This window comes from Mycobacterium neglectum (genome assembly GCF_002591975.1).
Lineage (GTDB): Bacteria > Actinomycetota > Actinomycetes > Mycobacteriales > Mycobacteriaceae > Mycobacterium > Mycobacterium neglectum.
The window spans coordinates 93,804-117,693 of sequence record NZ_NVQE01000004.1 but is presented as its reverse complement, the minus strand read 5'-3'; the positions used below and the strand labels follow the sequence as shown (position 1 = coordinate 117,693).

Below are 23,890 nucleotides of genomic sequence, written 5' to 3'. Positions count from 1 at the left end.
GGCCAACCACATGGCTCAAGCGGCCGCGCGTGACACGATCGCAGGCGATGGTGGCGACCAGGAGTCCGGCCGGAATTCGCTACGCGTTCGCGGTGGCCCGCGACGCTGGGCTGACCAGCCAGCGGCTCCTGGCCGGCACGCACTGGACCGAGAACGGAGTGGTGGCCGCCGGCTATCGGATCGATCAGGACGACGAGTTCGTCATGACCGCCAATCTCGCCCGCGAACTCGGTGACCCGCTGGCCGCGGGGATCAGCGTCGGATCGCAATTCACCGTCGGCGATTTGGGCATCTGGGGTTACGCGTTGCTGTCCAGCGCCGATGCCGGGGAGGCCCTGGCCGTCGCGCTTGCCTACGCGACGCTGTCGCCGACGGTGTTCAATCCTCAATCGGTGCGGGTCGGTGACGTGACGACTGTCGTGCTGCGTTACGAACATCTGCCCGTCGACGTCCGCGAATACTATGCGGCGCGCGACCTTTCGGCCCTGCCGTTGCTGCTGCGGATGTCCGGGCTGGCCTCGGCGCCGCTGACGGTGGAGGTCCCTTTCGACGGGGAGCAGGGTGGGCGACTACGCACTGCGCTGCATCCCTTCGACGTGGAAACCGGTGCGGCGCAATATCGTTTCCGAATACCGACCGGCGCCTTGGCGCTGCGCCTGCCGACCGCGGACCCGACCACCCGCGCCGCCTGCGCGCGCGAATGCGAACGCCTGGTGCACACCCGGGAGTCGCAACCCACCCTGTCGGCCACCGTCCGATCCCGTTTCGCGCAAAGTCCCGGGGCAATGCCCAGCATCGATGCGCTGGCCGCTGAACTGCATATGAGCACCCGCACGCTACGTCGTCAGCTCGACCATGAGCACACGTCGTACCGGGAGTTGCGCAACGACGTCGCGCACACGCTCGCCGTCGAATTGCTCAGTGTCGTAGGGCTATCGGTCAACGAGGTGGCCCGCAGACTGGGCTACAGCGACACCACGGCGTTCTCGCACGCGTTCCGGCGCTGGACGGGCAAGCCGGCCAGTGATTTCCGGGCTGCCACTCAGTACCGCAGCGAGTCGGTCAGCACCCGCACCCGATCGGTCGGGTGAGTGACCGCATGCAGCGGGTGCAGCAAGATCGGGTGGCGGCAATGCGGGCATGACGCCTGTGGCTGATTCGTCGGCGCTGTGGTCAGGTGATGGCACGCCGAGCAGTGCACCACGTGGAATCGGCCCATCCAGTTGAGCAAACCGAGATAGATCGCCAGCGTCGCAGCCGAAGCCACCACGAAGATCAGCGCGATGGTGAGAACCTCGTAAACCGTCATATTCGGCACCTCCAACGGCAAGTGAGAACACCTGGGAGACGCTTTAACGGTACGCCGCGGGGTCAGTTCTTGCGGGCGCGCTTGTATATCTTTTCGAGCTCCTTGCCGCGGATGCCCATGAGTTCGGCCTTACGCACTTTGTGCAGCACGAGCGGACATTTCTTGCACCTGGGTTTGCTTCGGCAGCACTTCTTCTTCGGTTTTATGTCGAGTAGCTTGCTGGCCTTCAAGTGAGCTATCTCTCTCGCATCTCTCTCGTTTTCGCGATTGAGTACCCGCACTGCGACACTTATCGGCGTGGATTTTAGGAATGTCGCCATTGTTGCGCACGTCGATCACGGGAAGACGACCCTGGTCGATGCGATGCTGCGGCAGTCCGGCGCCCTGACCCACCGCGGTGATGATGCCATCGAGCGATTGATGGACTCCGGTGACCTGGAGAAGGAAAAGGGCATCACCATCCTGGCGAAGAACACCGCCGTGCACCGCCGCCACCCCGACGGCAGCATGACGGTGATCAACGTGATCGACACCCCGGGCCACGCCGACTTCGGCGGTGAGGTGGAACGTGGGCTGTCCATGGTCGACGGGGTATTGCTGCTGGTCGACGCCTCCGAAGGCCCCCTGCCGCAGACCCGCTTCGTGCTGCGCAAGGCGCTCGCCGCGCATCTGCCGGTGATCCTCGTGGTCAACAAGACCGACCGCCCCGACGCCCGCATCGCCGAAGTCGTCTCCGACAGCCATGATCTGTTGCTCGACGTTGCCTCGGATCTCGACGAGGAGGCCCAGAAGGCCGCCGAGGACGCCCTCGGACTGCCCACGCTCTATGCGTCGGGCCGTGCCGGGATTGCGAGCACCATCGAACCCGCCAACGGCGAGAACCCCGAGGGCGAGAACCTCGACCCGCTCTTCGATGTGCTTCTCGAGCACATCCCGCCGCCCAAGGGCGACCCCGAGGCCCCGCTGCAGGCCCTGGTGACCAACCTCGACGCCTCGGCGTTCCTCGGCCGACTCGCGCTCATCCGGATCTACAAGGGCCGGATCCGCAAGGGTCAGCAGGTCGCGTGGATGCGCGAGGTCGACGGGCATCCGGTCATCACCAACGCCAAGATCACTGAGCTACTGGCGACGGAGGGGGTGGATCGAACATCCACCGACGAGGCCATCGCCGGCGACATCGTTGCCGTCGCGGGGCTGCCCGAGATCATGATCGGCGACACTCTGGCCGATACTGAGCACGCCCACGCGCTGCCTCGGATCACCGTCGACGAACCCGCCATCTCGGTCACCATCGGCACCAACACCTCGCCGCTGGCGGGCAAGGTGTCCGGCCACAAACTCACCGCCCGCATGGTCAAGTCACGGCTGGACGCCGAACTCGTCGGCAACGTCTCGATCAAGGTGGTCGACATCGACCGGCCCGACGCGTGGGAGGTGCAGGGCCGAGGCGAGCTCGCGCTGGCGATTCTCGTCGAGCAGATGCGTCGCGAAGGCTTTGAGCTGACCGTTGGCAAACCGCAGGTCGTCACGCGCACCATCGACGGCAAACTGCACGAGCCGTTCGAAGCCATGACCATCGACTGCCCCGACGAATTCGTCGGCGCCATCACCCAGCTGATGGCCGCCCGTAAGGGCCGCATGGAGGAGATGACCAACCACGCCGCGGGCTGGGTCCGGATGGACTTCATCGTGCCCAGCCGCGGGCTGATCGGCTTCCGCACCGACTTCCTGACGCTGACCCGCGGCACCGGCATCGCGAACGCGGTGTTCGACGGTTACCGGCCGTGGGCGGGGGAGATCCGTGCCCGCCACACCGGATCGCTGGTCTCGGACCGAACCGGCAAGATCACGCCGTTCGCCCTGACCCAGCTCGCCGACCGCGGCCAGTTCTTCGTCGAGCCGGGGCAGGACACCTACGAGGGCCAGGTCGTCGGCATCAACCCCCGCGCCGAGGATCTCGACATCAATGCGACTCGCGAGAAGAAGCTCACCAATATGCGCTCTTCGACGGCCGATGTTTTCGAGACACTGGCCCGCCCGCTCGAACTGGGGCTCGAGCTGGCCATGGAGTTCTGCGCCGAGGACGAGTGCGTTGAGGTCACGCCGGAGATCGTGCGGGTGCGCAAGGTCGAGTTGAACGCCACCATGCGAGGTCGTGCGAAGGCCCGCGCCAAGTCACGCGACAGCGGTTAGGCCGTCTTCGGTCAGCGCGGGGCTCAACCGGCACTCAGAGTCCGCTGCGCGGCTGCCGATACCCTGAACAGCGTGCCGAGGCCCGTACGCGTCATTGCCGCGATATCCGCGCTGATGACGCTCATATCGGGCTGCACCGTCAGCCCCCCGCCGGCGCCGCAGAGCACCGACACCACCGAGACGACAGCCCCACCGCCGGCGAAGGCAACGCAGATCATCATGGCCATCGACTGGATCGGCCCGGGGTTCAATCCGCACCTGCTGGCAGATCAGTCGCCGGTCAACGCAGCCATCAGTTCTCTGGTGCTGCCCAGCTCTTTCCGACCGGTGCCCGATCCGAAGACCCCGACCGGATCGCGGTGGGAGCTCGACACCACGCTGCTGGAGTCGGCCGAAGTGACCAGTGAGGATCCGTTCACCGTCACCTACAAGATCCGGCCCGAGGCGTCGTGGACGGATAACGCCCCGATCGGCGCCGACGACTTCTGGTATCTCTGGCAGCAGATGGTGAGCCAGCCCGGTGTGGTCGATCCCGCCGGGTACGACCTCATCACCGGCGTGCAGTCAGTGGAGGGCGGCAAGGTCGCGGTGGTGACGTTCTCGCAGCCGTATCCGGCGTGGCGCGAGCTGTTCAACAACATCCTGCCCGCTCATATCGTCAAGGACGTCCCAGGCGGCTTCTCGGCAGGCCTGGCTCGTGCGCTGCCCGTCACCGGCGGTCAGTTCCGGGTCGAGAACATCGATCCCCAGCGCGACGAGATTCTGCTGGCCCGCAATGACCGCTTCTGGAGCGAACCTGCCAAACCCGACCTGATCTTGTTGCGTCGCGGCGGTGATGCGGCCGCGCTGGCCGACTCGATCCGCAACGGCGACACCCAGGTGGCCCAGGTCCACGGCGGAGCGGCCACCTTCGCGCAACTGTCGGCGATTCCCGATGTGCGGACTGCGCGAATCGTCACCCCCCGCGTCATGCAGCTGTCACTGCGAGCACAACAGCCTGCACTGGCCGATTCCCAAGTGCGCAAAGCGATTTTCGGCTTGCTGGATGTCGACCTGCTCGCCGCGGTGGGGGCGGGCGACGACAACACCGTGACGCTGGCGCAGGCGCAGGTGCGATCGCCGTCCGATCCGGGCTACGTGCCGACTGCGCCGCCGGCGATCTCGCGAGAGGCCGCGCTCGGGCTGCTGATCGACGCGGGCTATGAGGTGGAGCCCGTCGCGACGCCGACACCGCCGACACCCGGTACGCCGGCTCCGGACAACGATCGCGGCCGCATCCAGAAGGACGGGGTGCCGCTGTCGCTGGTGCTCGGTGTCGCCGCCAATGATCCGACGTCGGTGGCGGTCGCCAACACGGCTGCCGATCAACTGCGCAATGTCGGCATCACCGCATCGGTTTCGGCGCTCGACCCGGTGGCCCTCTACGGCGACGCCTTGACGAACAACCGCGTCGATGCCGTGGTGGGCTGGCACCAGGCCGGGGGTGACCTGGCCACCGCGCTCGCATCCCGGTACGGCTGCCGTGCGCTGGAGGCCACCCCGATAGCGACGGCTGAGACCGAGACGTCCGCGCCGCAGACACCGACCGCTACGGCGACGGGCCCGACACCCTCGCCGCCGGCCCCGACGACGACCGCCACTTCGACCACCGATGCGAGCCCCGAGCCGGAAACCGACGAGTTGGTCCAGGCGCCAAGCAATATCACCGGGATCTGTGACCGCAGCATTCAGCCGAAGATCGACGCCGCACTCGACGGCAGCGAGCCTATCGACTCGGTGATCACCGCGGTGGAACCGCGACTGTGGAACCTCTCGACGGTGCTGCCGATCCTGCAGGACACCACGATCGTCGCCGCGGGGCCCAGCGTGCAGAACGTCAAGCTCTCCGGTGCGGTGCCGATCGGAATCGTCGGCGATGCCGGCACGTGGGTGAAAACCCGTCAGTGAGACGGCGGAGAAGCCTCAGCCGCTTGGCGTCGTTCGCGCATCACCCGTAGGCCGTGTGCGGCGAACGCGGCTATCGCGAACACGATCAGGAACCAAAACGGCGGGTGCGCCAGTTCCCACACGAACAGGGCCGCAAAAAGCGGTGATCGCTGAGTGATCGCCAAGACCCCGGCCGCACACGTGAGCGCCAGCGCTGATACGTGGATGTGCGTGCCTGCCAACTGATTCAGCGTGAGTGCGACAACCGATCCGGCCGCCGCACCGGTGGCCAAGGCGGGGGTGAGCAGGCCGCCGACGGCCCCTGCGCGCAGGAACACCGCTGTCAGAAGCGGTTTCAACAAGAGCAGCATGCATGCTGCGCCGAGCGTCATCCCGCTGTCCACCGCGACCGTCAGAATGCTTCGCCCGTTGCCCGGCAGTTCCGGATACCAGATCGAGCAGATGCCGATCAGCAGACCGGCCGCCGCGATCGCCGGAATCAGAATCCAGGAGTGATACTGCACTTTCGGGCGGGCGACGTTCATCACCCGGTTGAACGCCAGGCCGATGGCGCCGGCCAGCGGTGCGATGGCCAATGCCAAGAACGCGAACAAATAGGACGTCTGCGCCTCCGGCCAATCCAATGGGTGCTCGAGGTGGGTGACGGGCGCGGCGACCGCGACCGCCAGACTCGACGTGATCAAGGCGGTGCCCAGCACCCGCGGATGCCAGCTGCCGAGCAGAATCTGCGCGGCGAACAATGCCCCGCCCAGCGGCACGCTGTAGACCGCTCCCAACCCCGCACCGGCGGCACAACCGAGCAGAATCTCACGGTCGCGCGCCGTGAGGGCCAGCCGTGAGGTGCCGAAATCGCCGAACGCAGCAGAGAGTTGGCGAGGCGCGCCTTCGCGGCCCAACGACGCGCCCGCACCGACGAGCAGGACTTGAAGGAGTGCGTCGATGGACATCGACAGGCGGGGGATCGGGCGATGCGCCGTGATGGTCTCCGCCAACGGCGGAACGGTCGTCCGCCGCCGCAACATCCACCACCCGAAGCCGGCGAGCGCACCGCCGATCATCGGACCGAGCGCCCGCCGCACCGGACTGCTGTCACCGACGCCGGACAGCAGCGTGCCGAATGAATAGTGGTACGTCAGGTGTTCGATCGCGTGCAGCAGCAGCGTGGTGGCCGCACCTGCGGCTCCGGCGAGCAGGCCGACGATGATGATCGCGCATGCGAACTCGACTGTGCGGCGCGACACCAGGCGAATCTAGCGCTCCGTCGTCGTGCAAGCTGTGGCAATGGAGAGTCCGCGGCTGTTGTTTGTACATGCGCATCCAGACGACGAGACGCTGACAACGGGTGCCACCATCGCGCACTACGTTGCGCTCGGCGCGCGGGTACAGGTCGTCACATGCACGTTGGGTGAGGAGGGCGAGGTGATCGGCGACCGGTGGGCACACTTGGCCGTCGACAAGGCCGACCAGCTCGGTGGGTTCCGCGTCGGCGAGCTGACCGCGGCGCTGCGCGCTCTCGGTATCGACGAGCCGGTCTTCCTCGGCGGTGCGGGCCGCTGGCGAGACTCGGGGATGGAAGGTACCCCGCCGCGACATCATCAGAGGTTCGTCGACGCCGATCCGACGGAAGCGGTGGGCGCTCTGGTCTCGATCATCCGCGAGTTGCGCCCACATGTCGTCATCACCTATGACCCGCACGGCGGGTACGGGCACCCCGACCACATCCACGCCCATGAGGTGACGATGGCGGCGGTCGCGGCATCGGCGGACACCGAGTATCCCGGCGAGCCCTGGACCGTGCCGAAGGTGTACTGGACGGTGATTTCGAGAACCGCGATGGGCGCCGCCCTTGACGCGCTGGACGACGTACCCGATGACTGGATTCGGGTGTCCATCGACGACGTGCCGTTCGGCCACCCCGACGATGCGATCGACGCGATCATCGACGTCCCCGACCAGCTGCCGGTCAAGGAGGCGGCCCTGCGGGCACACGCCACGCAGGTCACCGTCGCGCCCGACGGCCGGTCGTTGGCTTTGTCGAACAACATCGCGCTCCCACTCGGCGCCGTCGAGCATTACATCCTGGTGGCGGGCGTCGCGGGCGCCCTCGACCACCGCGGGTGGGAAACCGATCTGCTTGCGGGCCTGAACCTCGAATAGCGGGGCCGCAACGGGGTAAGCTCCCGGACAACTCGTGGCCCGTGGAAGGGATGACAATGGACCCGGATCTGGATCCGAACCTGCAGCACTGGCAGGACCGGCTCGACAACTTCCAGTGGGTCCTCGGTTCGCTTGCCGGCGTGCTCGACAGCATTCCGACCTGAGTTCGTTTGCACCCGCCGCCGACTATCGGCGGATCACTGTTCTGACGCTGCTCGCTATCGACGGCGCTCTTTGCGCGATCCTCGCGTCGTTCTTTCTCCCGACCTACATCGGTACCTGGCCGTTTCCGATCAGCGCGCTGGTCGCCGGTGTGGTCAACGCCGCACTGGTGTGGGCCGCGCTGCACTGGACGTCGTCGCCGAGAACTGCGGCCCTACCCCTGCTCACCTGGCTGCTGACCGTGGCGGTGCTGTCGCTAGGCGGGCCGGGCGACGACATCGTCTACGGCGGCGCCGGAATCATGCAGTACGGGACTCTGCTGCTGATCGCACTCGGCACGCTGCCCCCCGCAGTGGTCCTGTGGCGTCACGTGAACGCCTGAGTGTCACGTCTCGGTGTCGCCACCTGGGTCGGCCGTTTTCTGCTGCTCGCCGTTGTCATTCGTTGTCGTCGTCGGGCCGGTAGGCCCCCCATTCGGGTTCTGCGACAAAGGTGACGTCGTGGCGTTGTCGAGGCCCTCGGCTTCGGTCTGCTCTGTGCGCCCCTCGACCGTCAGTCCGGTGTCTATCTGCTCGTCTTCCTCGACCACGACGAACTCTTCGATCTGCTCTTCCCCGTCGGTGTTGAGGTTCACGTCGAGTTCACCGATGAATTCGTCCTGCGTCAGCTCTTCACCTTTGGTGAGCTCTTCCTGTTTGCCGATGAATTCGTCCTGCGTTAGCTCTTCACCTTGGTTGAGCTCTTCCTCTTCACCGATGAATTCCTCCTGCGGAGGCGCTTCACCGAGGTCCTCGGTTCGGGCCAGCTCAGTCGACTCGTCGAACAAGGACGTCATCATCAACCCGGCGTCCGCATCTTCCGCGGCGAAGGGGCCGATGGGCGGAATCGGCGGCAGCGGCGGCAACCAGAAGGCAAGCTCGTCGTTCGCGAAGTAGATGAACGAGTTGACGGTGTCGACCACAACGTTGCCCAGCCCGTCCCAGAAGCTGATGCTCCCGCCGAGCCAGTCGGCGACGTTGAAGGTGATGCTTCGCACGATGCGTTCGACGAGGTTGTAGACGATGTTGATTTGAGGGGCTAGCCAGCCCACGTAGGGAATCCAGCCGACTGCGTACGCAGCGACCTCAAATCCCCACGCCACCCACGGTTCGACGGCGTTGTAGACGTTTTTGATCGCGCTGTCGATCGAATTGCCGCCCACGACCGGGGGAAAGTCGGGCTCGGGAAAGGGGGCACCGGCGCTCGGCGGCACGATGATTCGTCCCAGCCAATCAATGAGCAGATTCGGCAGGTCGACAGATGCGACTGAGGGGCCGAGCAGCATCTCCGACGAGCTGTGCTGGTCTGTCAGCAAGCGTGGTTGCGGCGATAGCTGCGTGGGCTGGACGCTTGCGGTCAATCGGACCGTTGGTTCAGGGGCTGGCTGCGGAATCGGCCGCACCGGGGCGAGCGCGACAGCACCGGCGGTCAGCATCGTCACTCCGGTCACCATCAACGAGCGTGCGGTGCGGTTCATGTTGTCCTCTTCATCCGACCCGGCCCGAAACCAACCTACAGGATGTTTGCCCACACGTTAATAATTACTCGACGAGTTTTGCTGACTAGGGTCTATGCGACAGCGGCGCGCCGCAGTCGTCGTTGCGCGGACTACTGTGGCCGGTATGTCAGGCGCCGGTGTTTCAGAATGTGAGACGTGCGGATGATCCTCAACGAACGCGGGGTTACACGGGAGTGGCTCTGAACCCCCAGCACGGCGCCGATCTCCCCAGCCCGGTGGTCCCACCGAAGTCCGGCACGCCCAGTCCTGCGGGCCTGCGTCGCGTGCTGCGACGAGCCCGCGACGGTGTGGCTCTCAACGTCGAGGAAGCCGCGATCGCGATGACCGCCCGCGGGGATGACCTCGTGGACTTGTGCGCCAGCGCCGCCCGGGTCCGTGATGCCGGTCTCGAGGCCGCCGGCCGACGCGGACCCGATGGGCGGCTACCGGTGAGTTACTCGCGCAAGGTGTTCATTCCCGTCACCCATCTGTGCCGTGACACCTGCCACTACTGCACGTTCGTCACGGTCCCCGGCAAACTGCGGGCAGAGGGCGCCGGCATGTACATGGAGCCCGACGAGATCCTCGAAGTCGCGCGTCGCGGCGCCGAATTGGGTTGCAAGGAGGCGTTGTTCACGCTCGGCGACCGCCCTGAGGCGCGGTGGGACGAGGCACGGCAGTGGCTGGACGAGCGTGGCTACGATTCGACACTGGACTACGTGCGGGCGATGGCCATCCGGGTACTGGAGGAGACCGGGCTGCTGCCGCATCTGAACCCGGGCGTCATGAGCTGGTCGGAGTTGTCTCGGCTCAAGCCGGTGGCGCCGTCGATGGGCATGATGCTGGAGACCACATCGCGGCGGTTGTTCGAGACCAAGGGCCTGGCCCATTACGGCAGCCCGGACAAGGATCCAGAGGTCAGGCTGCGCACGTTGGCCGACGCGGGCCGCCTGTCGATCCCGTTCACGACGGGACTGCTGGTCGGGATCGGGGAGACCCTTGCCGAGCGCGCCGACACCATCCATGCGATCCGGCGTTCGCACAAGGAGTTCGGACACGTTCAGGAAGTGATCGTGCAGAACTTCCGGGCCAAGGACCACACCGCGATGGCGGCGACGCCGGATGCTGGCTTCGATGACTTCGTCGCGACGGTGGCGGTCACGCGCCTGGTGATGGGACCCAAGGTGCGTATCCAGGCACCGCCGAACCTGGTGTCGCGGCAGGAGTGCCTCGCGCTGATCGGCGCGGGAGTCGACGACTGGGGCGGCGTGTCGCCGCTGACCCCGGATCACGTCAACCCGGAGCGGCCGTGGCCCGCACTCGATGAGTTGTCCGCGGTCACGGCCGAGGCCGGCTACGACCTGGTGCAGCGGTTGACGGCACAGCCGCAGTATGTGCAGGGCGGCGCCGCGTGGATCGATCCGCGGGTGCGTGGGCACGTCGACGCGCTGGCCGACCCGGATAGCGGTCTGGCACGCGACGTCAACCCCGTCGGACTGCCGTGGCAGGAGCCAGATGAGGCGACCGAATCCCTTGGCCGAACCGACCTTCACTCGGCCATCGACGACTCGGGCCGGCTCACCGAGACGCGCAGCGATCTGGGTAGCGCGTTCGGCGACTGGGAGTCGATCCGCGAGAAGGTGCACGAACTGGCGGCCCAGGCACCGGAACGCATTGACACCGACGTGCTTTCGGCGTTGCGTTCCGCCGAGCGTGACCCGGCCGGACTGTCCGACGACGAATACCTGGCGCTCGCGATGGCGGACGGTCCTGCGATGGATGCTGTTGCTGCACTTGCAGACTCATTGCGGCGCGATGTCGTTGGCGACGATGTGACCTTCGTCGTCAACCGCAACATCAACTTCACCAACATCTGCTACACCGGCTGCCGGTTCTGCGCCTTCGCGCAGCGCAAGGGCGACGCAGACGCGTTCTCGCTCTCGGTCGACGACGTTGCCGAACGGGCGTGGCAAGCGCACGTCGCAGGCGCGACCGAGGTGTGCATGCAGGGTGGTATCGACCCGGAGCTACCGGTGACCGGCTACGCCGATCTGGTGCGGGCGGTCAAGGCGCGGGTGCCATCGATGCATGTGCACGCGTTCTCGCCGATGGAGATCGCCAACGGAGTGACCAAGAGCGGTTCAAGCATCCGCGACTGGCTCACCGAGCTTCGTGAGGCCGGCCTCGGCTCGATCCCCGGTACGGCCGCCGAGATCCTCGATGACGAGGTCCGCTGGGTGCTGACGAAGGGCAAGCTGCCGACGTCGATGTGGATCGAGGTCGTCACCACCGCACACGAAGTCGGGCTGCGGTCCAGTTCGACGATGATGTACGGCCACGTCGACACGCCGCGGCACTGGGTCGGCCACCTCCGCGTGCTGCGCGAGATCCAGGACCGCACCGGCGGTTTCACCGAGTTCGTGCCGCTGCCGTTCGTGCACCAGAGTTCGCCGCTCTACCTGGCAGGCGGGGCACGGCCCGGGCCCACGCATCGCGACAACCGCGCTGTGCATGCGCTGGCGCGGATCATGTTGCACGGCAGGATCTCCAACATCCAGACCAGCTGGGTCAAGCTCGGCACCGAACGCACCCAGGTGATGCTCAACGGCGGCGCCAACGATCTGGGCGGCACGTTGATGGAGGAGACCATCTCGCGGATGGCCGGTTCGGAGTTCGGCTCGGCCAAGAGCGTCGAGGAGCTCACGTCGATCGCCGAGGGCATCGGCCGTCCGGCGCGGCAGCGCTCCACGACGTACGCGCCGCTGGCTGCCTAGCCTTACCTAACCACCGGTCACCGAAATACGCTGCGGTAGTTGGGCTTTACGCAATTCAACCGTAATACTGCGTTTCGGCGTTCCTGACTTCTGACCGTGTATACCTTGGGTGGGCCGTCGTCGACACCGGGAGTGCAATGGACACCATCTCTGGAATTCCCGCCCACGCGCTACTGGTGCACGGCATCGTGGTACTCGCACCCCTGACCGCGCTGCTGGAAATCTTGTGCGCGTTCTGGCCCGCGGCCCGGCGTCGGCTGGTGTGGCTGGTGCTGGTCTTCGCCGCAGTGACCACGGTGCTTACCCCGTTGACGACGACGGCAGGCGAGTGGCTGCTGGAAGAAGGCGGGCCACCGCGGCCGATTCTGCTGGAACATGCCGAGCGCGGAGAGTGGATGATCTACTTCTCGGTCGCCATGCTGATCGTCGCGCTGGCGTTGGCGGCGCTGCACTGGGCGGAAAGCCGGTCGGACAAACCGCGGAAGGCCGCGACCATAGTGCTCGCCGTCGTTGCGCTTGTGGTGGGGGTGTCCTCGATCGTTGCGGTAGTTCGGATCGGCCACTCCGGCGCGGAGACCGTCTGGGGCGATAGGGGCTGACTCTGCTGGCTGCTGCTTCCAGTCCCGGGCGCCGGTCCGGAATACATTCGGACCGCAGTCCGTTTACTTCCTTTGAAGGTGCCGGGGAGGCCGGCGCTCTGAACAAGGAGTTAACGAGCATGACCGCAGCCACCGGAACCGCCCAGCTCGCCACGGGTACATGGGCGATCGATCCCGTGCACTCGACCGTCGGATTCTCCGTACGTCACCTCATGGTGAGCAAGGTGCGAGGCACCTTCGACACCTTCAGCGGCGCGATCGTCGTCGCCGAGGACGGCACCCCGTCGGTGACCGCCGAGATCGCCGTCGACTCCATCAACACCCGCAATGAGCAGCGCGACGCCCACGTGCGGTCAGCGGACTTCTTCGACGCCGAGCAGTATCCGACCGCCAACTTCGCCTCGACCGGTGTCCGGCCCAATGGGGACACCTTCCTCGTCGACGGCGACTTCACCCTCAAGGGCGTCACCAAGCCGGTCACCCTCGAGCTGGAGTTCAACGGCGTCAACCCCGGCATGGGGCACGGCGAGGTCGCAGGCTTTGAGGCATCGGTGGTGTTGAACCGCAAGGACTTCGGTATCGACATCGACATGCCGCTGGAGACCGGCGGCACCGTGGTCGGCGATAAGGTCACCATCACGCTCGAGATCGAGGCGCTCAAGCAGGCGTAAGCACGAGCACCAAAGCTGGCGCGCCTGCAGGCGGACGAGATCCTGCAGACGCGCCGGCTGCGTTTGGTGCTCACATCTCGAAGCAGCCGCCTGCGCCGTCGCTTGCCGGGATATCGATGTCGCTTGCCGAGAACTCGGCCGTCACTCCGCTATCCGTGACTTCGAGCGAATCCGCGCGGAGGTTGTACTCGTTGTCGGTGAGTTCGCTCGTCATCTCGTCGAGCTTGGACTGCAGGTCTTCGGCAGGCAGATCCAGGTCTCCGCCGAGCGTGAATCCGTCGGGCTGGATTTCCAGCTTGATTCCGCCGTCGGCTGTCGTCTCGGGTTTGACGGCGATACTGCTGTCGAACATCCCCGCCAAGGTGACGATCCCGGTCGAAGGATCGGTCCGGATGCCTGTCACGACGTCGTCGGTCGAGATCCAGTCGCCCAGGAAACTCAGGAAGCTGCCCTCGAGGTATTCGTCGATGGCCTCCTTGAGAGCGGTGTTGGCAGATTTCCGCATCCCTTCGTTCGTCCAGTCGACGGTCGCGTCGATGGCGCCGACGGTGCCCTGCCCGTTCACGCCACCTTTCGTCTCGACGTCGTCGACAGCGATGTTCGCGGTCATGCCTTCGGCGCTGAGAATGTGAGAGCCGTTCGTTGTGATGGTGAACCCGGTGTAGCTGTCGTTGAAGTACTGCATGAGAACCGGCGGCGAGGTCTCGAACGACACGTCCACGGAGTCCTCGGAAGCCTCGATGAAGCACGCGGTGGCCGACTTGATCTTGTCGACGGCTACCGTGCGCGCGTAGAGCTCGGCGCCGAGTAGGCCCCCGGCGGCGATGGTGAGCACGATGACTGTGACGAGCAGGAGTGTGACCGGACCGCGAGAGCGTTTGCGTTTGGTGATCGGTTGCGGTGGTGCAGGCGGGGCCGGCGGAGCCACCTGACTGGACCAGGCCTGCGTGGGCAGGGTGTGAAAGGTCTGTGTCGGCGCAGTATGGAAGGCCTGCGTCGGCGCAGTATGCAGCGTGTTTTGGGCGTACATCGGGTAGGTCATGTCCTGGTCTTCCGGCTAGTGGCGTTGATGGAAGACTGAGCGCACGCGCTTGGAAGATTCTTAATGCGGGCCCCGAGCTACAGCCGCGCCGCCAGTTCGGTGCCCTGCCTGATCGCTCGCTTGGCATCGAGTTCTGCGGCCACGGCCGCACCGCCGATGACGTGCGGGTCGACGCCCTTGGCGCGCAATGCGTCCTCGAGATCGCGTACCGACTCCTGGCCGGCGCAGATCACCACGTTGTCGACCGCGAGCACGCGCGGACTCGACCGATCGGATCCGAAGGTGATGTGCAAGCCATCGTCGTCGATACGTTCGTAGTTCACGCCCGACAGCTGTTGCACGCCTTTGGCCTTCAGCGAGGCCCGGTGGACCCAGCCCGACGTCTTGCCCAGCCCCTTGCCCTGCGGGCCTTTCGTCCGCTGCAGCAGGTACACCTCGCGGGCCGCTGGCGATGGGATCGGAGTCGTCAGCGCACCACGCACCTCTTGCGGGTCGGCCGCACCCCATTCGGCCTTCCACTCTTTCAGGTTCAGCGTTGATGACTCGTCGGTGACGAGGAACTCGCTCACGTCGAACCCGATTCCGCCCGCGCCCACGACGGCCACCGTCTTACCGACCGGCGAACCGGTGATGGCTTCCGGGTAGGAGAGCACCATTGGGTGGTCGATACCGGGAATGTCGGGCATCCGCGGCGACACCCCGGTCGCGAGCACCACCTCGTCGAAGCCGGCCAGTTCGTCGGCTTCCGCCCGTGTGCGTAGCCGCACATCGACGTCGTATTTGTCGAGCATGCGCGTGTAGTAGCGCAGCGCCTCGCTGAACTCCTCCTTGCCGGGAATCCTTCGGGCCAAGTCGAACTGACCGCCGACGACGTCACCGGCCTCGAACAACGTCACCCGATGGCCGCACTGCGCCGCGCTCACCGCGGTGGACAATCCAGCGGGTCCCGCCCCCACCACCGCGACGCGCTTGGCCCGACGCGTCGGACCGAGCACCAGCTTCGTCTCGTGACCCGCGCGCGGGTTCAGCAGGCACGACACCGTCTTGTGCGCGAATGCGTGGTCCAAACAGGCCTGATTGCACGCGATGCACGTGTTGATCTCATCGGCGGCGTCCGCCTCTGCCTTGCGTACCCAGTCCGGATCGGACAGCAGCGGCCGCGCCATCGAGATCAGCGCGACGTGTCCGTCGGCGAGAATGCGCTCGGCGGCCTGCGGCATGTTGATCCGGTTCGATGCGACCACCGGAATGCTGACGAGTTCGGCCATCGCGTTGCTGATATCGACGAACGCACTGTTGGGAACGGAGGTGACGATCGTTGGCACCCGGGCCTCGTGCCAACCGAAGCCGGCGTTGATGATCGTCGCTCCCGACTTTTCGACTTCTCTTGCCAGCGATACGATTTCGTCCCAGCTCTGCCCGTCCTCGACGTAGTCGGCCATCGACATCCGGTAACAGATGATGAAGTCACGGCCGACGGCCGCGCGGGTACGGCGCACGATCTCGACGGGGAACCGCCGCCGATTCTCCGCCGTGCCACCCCACTTGTCTCTGCGCTTGTTGGTGCGCGGCGCCAGGAACTGGTTGAGCAGGTAACCCTCGCTGCCCATGATCTCCACGCCGTCGTAGCCCGCGTCGCGGGCCAGCAGCGCGCACTTCACGAAGTCATCGATCGTGCCTTCGACGTCTCGCAACGCGCGCGGCTTGAACGGGTTGATCGGCGCCTTGATCGAGGATGCACTGACCGAAAACGGATGATACGCATAACGTCCCGCGTGCAAGATCTGCAGCAGAATCTTGCCGCCGGCCCCGTGCACCTCAGCGGTGATCCTGCGATGACGACGGGCATCCGACGAGGACACCATCTGCGCCGCGAACGGTAGCAACCAGCCGGTTCGGTTCGGCGCGTAACCGCCGGTGATGATCAGCCCGACGCCGCCGCGGGCGCGCTCGGCGAAATACGCCGCAAGCCGGTCGGTGTCACGCGCGCGATCCTCCAGGCCGGTGTGCATCGATCCCATGACCACGCGATTACGCAAGGTGGTGAAGCCGAGGTCCAACGGCGACAACAGGTATGGATAAGGGGGGCTACGTCTCATCCTCGTCCTTAAAGGGCTGCGATCACTTCGTCGAGCCAGTCGATGGCGCTCTCTTCCGCGCGGATTCCGCCGCGCAGCACGAGGTATTGGTGCAGGGTTGCGCCGCTCAACGCGCCGGGGTCGGGAAACTGACGCTTCTCGAATCCCCGATACGCATCGAGTAATTCGGCCCGCTCGGCACGTAGCGACGCGACCTGCGCGCGCAGCGCGTCCATGTCACCGTGCTCGATGCCGCGCACCTTGACCGCCAGGTCCCGGGTGCGGTTGTCCGCCACCGTGCTCCCGCGACCCGACAGCGGTTCGGCGATCCAGCGGGCGAGTTCGACACGGCCGGCGTCGGACACCGTGTACACCTTCTTGTCCGGCCTGCCCTGCTGGGTGACCGGCGTGACGTGCACCCAGCCGTCATCCTCCATCGCCCGCAGCGTGCGGTAGATCTGCTGGTGAGTGGCTGCCCAGAAGTATCCGATGGACCGGTCGAACCGCCGGGCGAGCTCGTATCCGGATCCGGATTGCTCGCACAGCGCGACGAGAATCGCGTGGGGCAGGGCCACCTGCGCAGCGTAGGACGCCGAGGGCCGGATATGCAACTTGTTGCACTGCACTCAGGCGCATACGATGTCGACGCTCGTGCAGCCACGCTGAGCACTCGATCAGCGCGCTGACATGATGGGTGTGGCGACTGGTCTAGGTGTATCTGCGACGTCTAGTATCAGTAACCACGCGCCACCCTTAACCGGGCGGCGCGTAAAGTTAGGGCACACTGAGACGACCGTCCAGGTATGTATTACGCATACTTGCTCAGAACTCATGGGCCTTGACCCGAGATGGCAGCCCCATTGGACAGGAGATCGAGGAGCAACCTGTGACGTACACGATTGCCGAACCCTGCGTCGACATCAAAGACAAGGCGTGTATCGAGGAATGCCCTGTCGACTGCATTTATGAGGGCGCACGCATGCTGTACATCCACCCCGATGAGTGCGTGGACTGCGGTGCCTGCGAGCCGGTCTGCCCGGTCGAGGCCATCTATTACGAGGACGATGTGCCGGACCAGTGGTCCAGCTACACGCAGATCAACGCCGACTTCTTCGGCGAACTCGGATCCCCCGGTGGCGCGTCCAAAGTCGGCCAGACCGACAACGATCCCCAGGTGGTCAAGGATCTGCCGCCCCAAGGCGAGGACTGATAACGGCTCGGCAGTCCGCGGAGCGTAGCGAGGCGGCGCGACGGCTCCGTTCGGCGTCTTTGCCTGTGTTCCCCTGGGACACCCTGGCTGACGTCACCGCGCTCGCCCGGTCGCACCCCGACGGCATCGTCGACCTTTCGGTCGGCACCCCCGTGGACGAGGTGGCTCCGGTCATCCGTGACGCGCTGGCCGCGGCCAGTTCGGCACCCGGCTACCCGACGACGGCGGGCTCGCCCGCGTTGCGGGCCTCCGCGGCGGCGGCGCTGCAACGCCGATACGGAGTCACCGGTTTGACCGACGAAGCCGTGCTGCCGGTGATCGGCACCAAGGAGCTCATCGCCTGGTTGCCCACACTGCTCGGCCTCACACCCGATGATCTGGTCGTGGTGCCGGAATTGGCTTATCCAACATACGAAGTCGGGGCGCGGCTGGCAGGAACACCTTTCGTGCGTGCGGATTCACTGACTCAGCTGGGCCCGCAGTCGCCCGCGCTGGTCTACCTGAACTCACCGAGCAATCCGACCGGCAAGGTGCTGGGCGTCGACCACCTGCGCAAGGTGGTCGGCTGGGCGCGAGACCGAGGTGTACTCCTCGCCTCCGACGAGTGCTACCTAGGGCTGGGCTGGGACGGCGAGCCGATCTCGGTGCTGCATCCGTCGGTCTGCGACGGCGACCACACCGGACTGCTCGCCATCCACTCGCTGTCGAAGACGTCGTCGCTGGCGGGCTACCGCGCCGGGTTCGTCGCCGGCGATCCGTCGGTGCTCGCCGAGTTGCTGGCCGTGCGCAAGCACGCAGGGATGATGGTGCCGACGCCGGTGCAGGCTGCGATGGTTGCCGCACTCGACGACGACGACCACGAACGTGAGCAGCGCGGCCGTTACGAGCGGCGCAGGGCTACGCTCATGCCCGCCCTGCAGTCGGCCGGGCTGACCGTCGATCATTCCGAAGCAGGGCTGTACATCTGGGCCACGCGCGGCGAGGCATGCCGCGACACGGCGAACTGGCTGGCGCAACGCGGGATCCTGGTGGCGCCCGGCGAGTTCTACGGTCCTTCAGGCGCACAGCATGTCCGGGTCGCGTTGACCGCGACCGATGAACGGATGGCCGCTGCCGTACAACGACTTACGGCGTAGTGCTCATCCGAGCAGACCCATCGACATCGCGGTCGTCACAGCTGCGGTGCGGTCCGAAACGCCGAGCTTGTTGAAGGTCCGCAGCAGATGAGTCTTGACGGTCGCCTCGCTGATATGCAATGCGCGTCCGATCTCGGCGTTGGTCTTACCGGTGGACACCAGGCCCAGCACCTCGATCTCCCGCATGGACAACGCCGCTGAAGCGGGTTGGCGCACAAAGCGAACCAGTCGATCGGCAACCGTCGGCGCCAATACCGTCTTCCCGCGCGCCGCGTCACGAACTGCTTGCGCGAGTTCGGCGCGGGACACGTCCTTCAACAGATACCCGGCTGCGCCTGCCTCAACCGCGCGCAGGATGTCGGTGTCGGACTCGTAGGTGGTGACGACGACGATGCGTGTCCCGGGCAGCAGTGCGAGTATCCGCTCGGTCGCCGTCACACCGTCGGTGTCCGGCATCCGCAGATCCATGAGAATGACATCGGGCCGCAGGGCTTCGGCCATGGCAATCGCCTCGGCACCGGAGCCCGCCTCGCCCACGACGGTGAGGTCGCCTTCGGCGTCGATCATGCCGCGCAGCCCCTCACGAACCACAGGATGATCGTCGACCAGCAACACCTTCGTGGCGGCGGCGGTCACGAAGGCACCTCGACCGTCAGCGTCGTCCCGCCGCCTGCGGCCGCCGAGACGCTCACCGCGCCGCCCACCTGCGCCACCCGGGCGCGCATCCCACGCAGTCCGAAGCCCTCGATCTGTCCGCGGTTCAGTCCAATGCCGTTGTCCGTCACCGTAAGCCGGACTCCTGAATCCGAGGGCGACAGCTCAACCGTGACGGCGCTGGCGTGCGCGTGCTTGCGGATATTGGCGAAGGCCTCCTGCACGGCACGCAGCAGCACCACATCGGAGGCCATGCTCTGGGGTGGCACGTCGCCGGCGATGTGCACGGTCACGAGCGCGTCGGTCTCTGCCGCGAGCCGGTCACACTGACGCTGGATGGCGGCGGGCAGTGGCTCTTCGAGGGGGCTCGGCGTGAGTTCGGCCACCATTGCCCGTGCTTCGGCAAGGTTTTCCCGTGCGGTGGCAGCAATCAATTCGACGTGTCTTTTCGCCTTCGCGGTATCGGATTCCAACTCGGGTTCGACGGCCTGGGCGAGCATGACGATGCTGGTGAACCCCTGGGCGAGCGTGTCGTGGATCTCGCGGGCCAGTCGTTCTCGTTCGGCAGCGGTGCCCGCCTCTCGTGACAGGCGGGCGCTCTCGGCGCGCGTGGCCGCGAGTTCGCCGACCAGTGCCGCCAGCTGTCTACGCTGCCGCATCGACGTGATGATCACGGTGCCGATCACCGGCGCGATGATGACGCCAATGAACGTAAAGGCAATGGCGATACCGATATTCGGCGACCGAATTCCTTCCCTGACTATGACCAGGGTCAGGGGGATCAGGTTGATCGCCGTGGTGGTCACCAACGCGGCGCGCAGCGTCAATGTCGCGAACACAATTGGGTAGAGCGTCGGCACCGCCGCCACTGCAACCGGAGAAGCCCACAGCGCGAGGGTCCACAGAGCCACCACAACTCCGACGAATAATGCTGCAGCCCAGCTGTTTTCAGGCAGGATAAAGATCCTGCGGCCCAACGTCACTACGCAGAGCATCATGCCCGCGATCGCAGCGATGGCTACCGGTGCGGTTCCCGGAAATCGATGATCGAGCACGACCACCGCGAACATGGCCGCCGCACCGACACCGACGACATAGACCATCCACAGCCAATGCCACTCGGCGCCGCGCGGACCGTCCACACCCATGCGGCGACTTTAGTCCTCCGCCGTCGGTACCCAGTTGCCGTGGAAACCGTGCGGCACCCGGGCCGGAAGGTGCACGGTCGCCACCGTTTCCATGGTCTGGCCGTCGAGGAGAACCAGGTCGCTGCGGTCGGAGGATTTGTCGTAGACGAACCCCATCACCACGCCGTCGTCTTCGGCGGCGTCGGCGCTGGTGGGGACGAAGACGAACTCGCCGGGTTCGCGGCCTGCCCCGAACACGTGGGACTGGGTGCGTCGCGTGGTGACGTCGACCTTGAGGATCGCGTTGGGCTCCGAGATCCCCTCCTTCTCTCCCGAGAAGCCGACCGAGTATCCGTAGCGATACCGGCGTCCGACCCGTCGCTCGTCGACCCGAGGGAACTCCTGCGACGTGTCGTCGATGCGTTCCTCGGCGACCTTGCCCGCGGTCAGGTTGACCGTCCACCGATCCAACGTTGGGTGGCCCGGCACGAGCGCATGGCCCGAAGCGAACACTGACGCGTGCCGCACGATGTCCAGCACCACCTGGTCGCCGTCGTCGTAGGCGTTGAGCGGATGGAACACATAGCACGAGTTCACCTCGAACCAGCGGATGTCGGCCGCGGTGCCCTCGCGCGGCATCACGCCGACGCGGGCCTGCCGTTCAGGGGCCCAGCGGTACGGCATTCCGGACGGGCCGCCCCCTCCGCGCGCCGACCCGCGCATCGCCGCGCGCAGGAAGAAGTCCGGTGCGGCGTGCCGTTCGGCGAACCGGGTCAACAGTGTCGCGACGGTCTTGGCCGGTCTGCTGTGCAGTTTCGAGCCGAAGTCCAACGCCACCGGAAGGTCGTAGAGAACGACATACTTCTCGGTCAGCGAGAAGTCGTGCATCATCGTCTGCGCCCTCAGTCGGATGTCCACCGTGCGACGGACTTTCCCGTCGACTCCGGTCACCGTGTACTGCACGATGTTTCCGCGCATCGGGTTGTAGGAGACCGCGTGCAGTTCACCGGTTAGCGGGTCCCGCTTGGGGTGGGCGCTGTATCCGGCGAAGAGCGTGCCGCAAAAGTCGGACGGTCCAACGGTTTCCAGTTCGTCGGTCAGCTCGTAGGGACGCGCTCCGGCCTCGACGATCGCCAGCGTCCTGCCGCCCTGCCCGATGATGTTGGTGTTCGCCGCGAAGTCGAACCCGCCTTCGATAGGACCGCCACGCCAGGGCTCGCCCAACTTGCGCGCGACGTCCGCGGACCTCACCCACCGGTTGCGGTACCAGTGCGCCCTACCGTCGCGCAGCCGCAGACCATGTGCCATTCCCGACCCGAGGAACCAGTGGTAGCGGGCGGGGTCCACCTCGCCGATCGGATTCGGGCCGATGCGCAGATAGCGCCCGTCGAGGTACTCCGGAATCGTGCCCGTGACGTCGAGGTCGAGGGCCGTGATCTCCTCGCGCACCGGAGCGAAGTTTCCGTTCAGGTACGGGTTCTCTGTCTCGCGGACAGGGACTGCTGTCGTCATGAGGCCATCGTGCGCCTGAAGGCGGGGTTCGCGCGACGCCTTGACGGATGAACTTCGGTGTCCCTCGATCGGTTGACAGCCGACCTGGGGCTATCGCTCGGTGGCCCGCAATCCGAGCGTAAGCACCAACCGCACGTCGGGATCCTCCAGCGAGGTGGACATCAACTTTTCGATGCGCCGGACCCGGTATCGCACGGTGTTCGGGTGCACATGCAGGTGCTCGGCGACGGCGGATACGTCGCCGAAACCGTCCAGATAGGCCTTCAGCGTCTCGGCCAGGATCGGGTCCTCATCGCGCAACAGCCGCACGCGGGGATCGACCAGTCTGGGTCGCTGGGCCACGTGTGACACGATCTCGTCCAGGAGCACGGTGGTGTGCGCCTCGTCCAGCGAGGTGATTTGTGCGATCGCGCCGGGGTGGCGATCCGCACTGTCGAGCACGCGGTCGACCTCGATCCGGGCCGGAGCGGCGCCCGCCAGTCCGCCGAGCGGTGCAGCGACGACGGCGCGAAGGGTCAGGCCGAGTTCGCGATGCATCGCCGCCACGACACCACGCACCCACGACATCACCGATGACGGTGCACCGATCTTGGGTAACAAGACGTAGACCCGCCGACCGAACGACACCGTCTGGGCATCGGCGCGAAAAGCACTGGCGCTCAACGCAATGACACCGGTGGGTGCAGACCCTTCGGACCGAGGGCCACCCGGGAACGCCTGGAATCCGACGAGCGCCGCCCGGCCGTCGGCGGTGATCCCCAGCTCTCGCGCGATCGCGGCGACGTCGACGTCGTCGCCGGCAAGCCCGAGCAGTTCGGTCACCTGCACCGCATGGGTCGACGGCGTCGACGCGAGCCGCGCCATGACCCGGGCGGCCAGCACCGCGCCTCCGCGCAGAATCTCCTCGGCGTCGTCGGCCAGCGGTGCGGACCCCTGCTGCAACCAGATCGTCCCCCCGAACGCCGCCGGACGGCGCGCGTCGGCACTCGGAACGTGAATGCCGACAGCCAGCCGTGGGCGCAGGCCGAGTTCGGGCCGCTCGGCGACCCGCACCACGGCACCGCCTGCGCGCAACGCGTCGAAGATGCCCCACTGGCCGATCCACTCCAAGTGTTCGGGCGGACCGGCACGGCCCAGGATGGTCAACCGGCGCAGTTCGTCTGCTTCGCCGCTGGACGCCGAATACGCGAGTACATGCGACTGGTCGTCTTCGATGCTGACCATGCCTCGGGTGCGGTCCGCGATCGACTGGGCGAGCCCGAACAGATCGGTCCCCGAGTCACGGTCGCCCCCGTCGCCGTGGTGTTCGAAGGCGTGGTTGACAAGCCGGTACAGCGATTCCCAACGCGCCCGCGTATCGACGGCCACCACCGCTGTGCCGAGTGCGACGGCCCGAGCCACCGCAGCCTCGCTGGGTTCCTTGACGAAGATGGCCGTCGGCACCCTTCCGGTCCCGGCGAACTGCTGCTCGAGCCAGCGCACGGCCTCGGCGTCGGCGACGCCCAACAGGAAGAAGAGATCCGCGGAACCGGCGCCGACCGACAGACCCAACCGGACGTCGTCGGCGTCGACGAGGGCGACCGAGCCGACCGGCATATCCAGGCCGCGGGGGGCCTCGACCAGCGTGACCATCGTGCGGTCCAGGGCCAGCAGCAGCTGACCGAGCCCGAGGCCGGAGGACGGTGCGGTCATCTACGCGCTCCTTTGTCCGATCCAACTATAGAGCTAGATACTATTTGTCCGATCAGCCATCGGTTAGCAACGGCGTCAGCGGGGATCCTT

The 23,890-nt window shown here is 66.2% G+C and carries 20 protein-coding genes; 10 read left to right on the top strand and 10 right to left on the bottom strand.

Features of this window, described 5'->3' with window-relative positions:
* The first annotated feature begins 29 nt into the window (after window positions 1-29).
* A complete protein-coding gene (locus CSQ99_RS05075; protein ID WP_245908696.1) occupies window positions 30-1,091 on the top strand; it encodes a helix-turn-helix transcriptional regulator in 1,062 nt (353 codons plus the stop codon).
* Here the strand turns inward: CSQ99_RS05075 and CSQ99_RS05070 are convergent.
* Entirely contained in the window at window positions 1,043-1,309 is a 267-nt protein-coding gene (locus tag CSQ99_RS05070; RefSeq protein ID WP_099037968.1) for a hypothetical protein, read from the bottom strand. The genes CSQ99_RS05075 and CSQ99_RS05070 overlap by 49 nt on opposite strands.
* A 297-nt stretch (window positions 1,310-1,606) precedes the next feature.
* Between CSQ99_RS05070 and typA the strand changes: the two genes are divergently transcribed.
* The gene (typA, locus tag CSQ99_RS05060; RefSeq protein WP_176560882.1) at window positions 1,607-3,502 is read left to right on the top strand and encodes a translational GTPase TypA; all 1,896 of its coding nucleotides are present in this window, start codon (window positions 1,607-1,609) and stop codon (window positions 3,500-3,502) included.
* Window positions 3,503-3,616: 114 nt separating this feature from the next.
* Window positions 3,617-5,449: an ABC transporter family substrate-binding protein gene (locus CSQ99_RS05055; protein WP_099037966.1), complete on the top strand. Its 1,833-nt coding sequence runs from the start codon at window positions 3,617-3,619 to the stop codon at window positions 5,447-5,449.
* Here CSQ99_RS05055 and CSQ99_RS05050 read toward each other — a convergent pair.
* Window positions 5,443-6,690 (bottom strand): chloride channel protein, encoded by a 1,248-nt coding sequence (locus CSQ99_RS05050; protein ID WP_099037965.1) that lies wholly within the window; start codon window positions 6,688-6,690, stop codon window positions 5,443-5,445. The two genes, CSQ99_RS05055 and CSQ99_RS05050, sit on opposite strands and share 7 nt — an antisense overlap.
* Window positions 6,691-6,730: 40 nt before the next feature.
* Here CSQ99_RS05050 and mshB point away from each other — a divergent pair, with 40 nt between their 5' ends.
* Complete coding sequence (gene mshB, locus CSQ99_RS05045) at window positions 6,731-7,606, top strand: N-acetyl-1-D-myo-inositol-2-amino-2-deoxy-alpha-D-glucopyranoside deacetylase (protein WP_099037964.1); 876 nt, start codon at window positions 6,731-6,733, stop codon at window positions 7,604-7,606.
* A gap of 115 nt (window positions 7,607-7,721) precedes the next feature.
* Complete coding sequence (locus tag CSQ99_RS05040; protein ID WP_176560881.1) at window positions 7,722-8,150, top strand: hypothetical protein; 429 nt, start codon at window positions 7,722-7,724, stop codon at window positions 8,148-8,150.
* A 3-nt stretch (window positions 8,151-8,153) separates the two neighbouring features.
* On the opposite strand, the gene CSQ99_RS05035 is transcribed toward CSQ99_RS05040, so the two are convergent.
* Entirely contained in the window at window positions 8,154-9,284 is a 1,131-nt protein-coding gene (locus tag CSQ99_RS05035) for a hypothetical protein (RefSeq protein ID WP_141562648.1), read from the bottom strand.
* A 215-nt stretch (window positions 9,285-9,499) separates the two neighbouring features.
* Between CSQ99_RS05035 and CSQ99_RS05030 the strand changes: the two genes are divergently transcribed.
* From CSQ99_RS05030 to CSQ99_RS05020, 3 genes are all read left to right on the top strand, one after another.
* Window positions 9,500-12,079, top strand: coding sequence for a bifunctional FO biosynthesis protein CofGH (locus CSQ99_RS05030; protein WP_099037962.1), 2,580 nt, complete (start codon window positions 9,500-9,502; stop codon window positions 12,077-12,079).
* 137 nt (window positions 12,080-12,216) lie between these two features.
* Window positions 12,217-12,678, top strand: coding sequence for a DUF2231 domain-containing protein (locus CSQ99_RS05025; protein WP_099037961.1), 462 nt, complete (start codon window positions 12,217-12,219; stop codon window positions 12,676-12,678).
* 119 nt (window positions 12,679-12,797) lie between these two features.
* On the top strand, window positions 12,798-13,349 hold the full coding sequence (locus CSQ99_RS05020) for a YceI family protein (protein ID WP_099037960.1): 552 nt from the start codon (window positions 12,798-12,800) through the stop codon (window positions 13,347-13,349).
* A 70-nt stretch (window positions 13,350-13,419) separates the two neighbouring features.
* Here CSQ99_RS05020 and CSQ99_RS05015 read toward each other — a convergent pair whose 3' ends face one another.
* From CSQ99_RS05015 to CSQ99_RS05005, 3 genes are all read right to left on the bottom strand, one after another.
* Window positions 13,420-14,391, bottom strand: coding sequence for an LmeA family phospholipid-binding protein (locus CSQ99_RS05015; protein ID WP_099037959.1), 972 nt, complete (start codon window positions 14,389-14,391; stop codon window positions 13,420-13,422).
* 77 nt (window positions 14,392-14,468) lie between these two features.
* Window positions 14,469-16,490: an NADPH-dependent 2,4-dienoyl-CoA reductase gene (locus CSQ99_RS05010; protein WP_099037958.1), complete on the bottom strand. Its 2,022-nt coding sequence runs from the start codon at window positions 16,488-16,490 to the stop codon at window positions 14,469-14,471.
* A gap of 8 nt (window positions 16,491-16,498) precedes the next feature.
* Window positions 16,499-17,044 carry a PadR family transcriptional regulator gene (locus CSQ99_RS05005; RefSeq protein WP_099038086.1) on the bottom strand — a complete coding sequence of 182 codons (546 nt, stop codon included), beginning with the start codon at window positions 17,042-17,044 and terminating at the stop codon, window positions 16,499-16,501.
* Between the two features lie 311 nt (window positions 17,045-17,355).
* On the opposite strand from CSQ99_RS05005, the gene fdxA reads away from it, so the two are divergent.
* Both fdxA and dapC read left to right on the top strand, forming a co-directional pair.
* Window positions 17,356-17,679: a ferredoxin gene (gene fdxA / locus CSQ99_RS05000; RefSeq protein WP_006243040.1), complete on the top strand. Its 324-nt coding sequence runs from the start codon at window positions 17,356-17,358 to the stop codon at window positions 17,677-17,679.
* Complete coding sequence (dapC, locus tag CSQ99_RS04995) at window positions 17,679-18,815, top strand: succinyldiaminopimelate transaminase (RefSeq protein ID WP_099038085.1); 1,137 nt, start codon at window positions 17,679-17,681, stop codon at window positions 18,813-18,815. The genes fdxA and dapC overlap by 1 nt, the downstream gene beginning before the upstream one ends.
* 3 nt (window positions 18,816-18,818) lie before the next feature.
* Here the strand turns inward: dapC and CSQ99_RS04990 are convergent, their stop codons facing one another.
* The 4 genes from CSQ99_RS04990 to CSQ99_RS04975 form a co-directional block, all read right to left on the bottom strand.
* A complete protein-coding gene (locus tag CSQ99_RS04990) occupies window positions 18,819-19,451 on the bottom strand; it encodes a response regulator (RefSeq protein ID WP_099037957.1) in 633 nt (210 codons plus the stop codon).
* The gene (locus CSQ99_RS04985; protein WP_099037956.1) at window positions 19,448-20,617 is read right to left on the bottom strand and encodes a sensor histidine kinase; all 1,170 of its coding nucleotides are present in this window, start codon (window positions 20,615-20,617) and stop codon (window positions 19,448-19,450) included. The genes CSQ99_RS04990 and CSQ99_RS04985 overlap by 4 nt, the downstream gene beginning before the upstream one ends.
* Before the next feature lie 9 nt (window positions 20,618-20,626).
* Window positions 20,627-22,108, bottom strand: a complete 1,482-nt coding sequence (locus CSQ99_RS04980; RefSeq protein WP_099037955.1) for a carotenoid oxygenase family protein — start codon at window positions 22,106-22,108, stop codon at window positions 20,627-20,629.
* Between the two features lie 90 nt (window positions 22,109-22,198).
* Complete coding sequence (locus tag CSQ99_RS04975; RefSeq protein WP_099037954.1) at window positions 22,199-23,800, bottom strand: PucR family transcriptional regulator; 1,602 nt, start codon at window positions 23,798-23,800, stop codon at window positions 22,199-22,201.
* Between the last annotated feature and the right edge of the window lie 90 nt (window positions 23,801-23,890).

Excerpts from the sequence above, each read along its gene's own strand:
- CSQ99_RS05070 (WP_099037968.1), bottom strand. The coding sequence starts at position 1,309 with ATGACGGTTTACGAGGTTCTCACCATCGCGCTGATCTTCGTGGTGGCT.
- CSQ99_RS05055 (WP_099037966.1), top strand. The coding sequence starts at position 3,617 with ATGACGCTCATATCGGGCTGCACCGTCAGCCCCCCGCCGGCGCCGCAG.
- mshB (WP_099037964.1), top strand. The coding sequence starts at position 6,731 with ATGGAGAGTCCGCGGCTGTTGTTTGTACATGCGCATCCAGACGACGAG.
- CSQ99_RS05035 (WP_141562648.1), bottom strand. The coding sequence starts at position 9,284 with ATGAACCGCACCGCACGCTCGTTGATGGTGACCGGAGTGACGATGCTG.
- CSQ99_RS05025 (WP_099037961.1), top strand. The coding sequence starts at position 12,217 with ATGGACACCATCTCTGGAATTCCCGCCCACGCGCTACTGGTGCACGGC.
- CSQ99_RS05020 (WP_099037960.1), top strand. The coding sequence starts at position 12,798 with ATGACCGCAGCCACCGGAACCGCCCAGCTCGCCACGGGTACATGGGCG.
- CSQ99_RS05015 (WP_099037959.1), bottom strand. The coding sequence starts at position 14,391 with ATGACCTACCCGATGTACGCCCAAAACACGCTGCATACTGCGCCGACG.
- CSQ99_RS05010 (WP_099037958.1), bottom strand. The coding sequence starts at position 16,490 with ATGAGACGTAGCCCCCCTTATCCATACCTGTTGTCGCCGTTGGACCTC.
- CSQ99_RS04985 (WP_099037956.1), bottom strand. The coding sequence starts at position 20,617 with ATGGGTGTGGACGGTCCGCGCGGCGCCGAGTGGCATTGGCTGTGGATG.
- CSQ99_RS04980 (WP_099037955.1), bottom strand. The coding sequence starts at position 22,108 with ATGACGACAGCAGTCCCTGTCCGCGAGACAGAGAACCCGTACCTGAAC.
- CSQ99_RS04975 (WP_099037954.1), bottom strand. The coding sequence starts at position 23,800 with ATGACCGCACCGTCCTCCGGCCTCGGGCTCGGTCAGCTGCTGCTGGCC.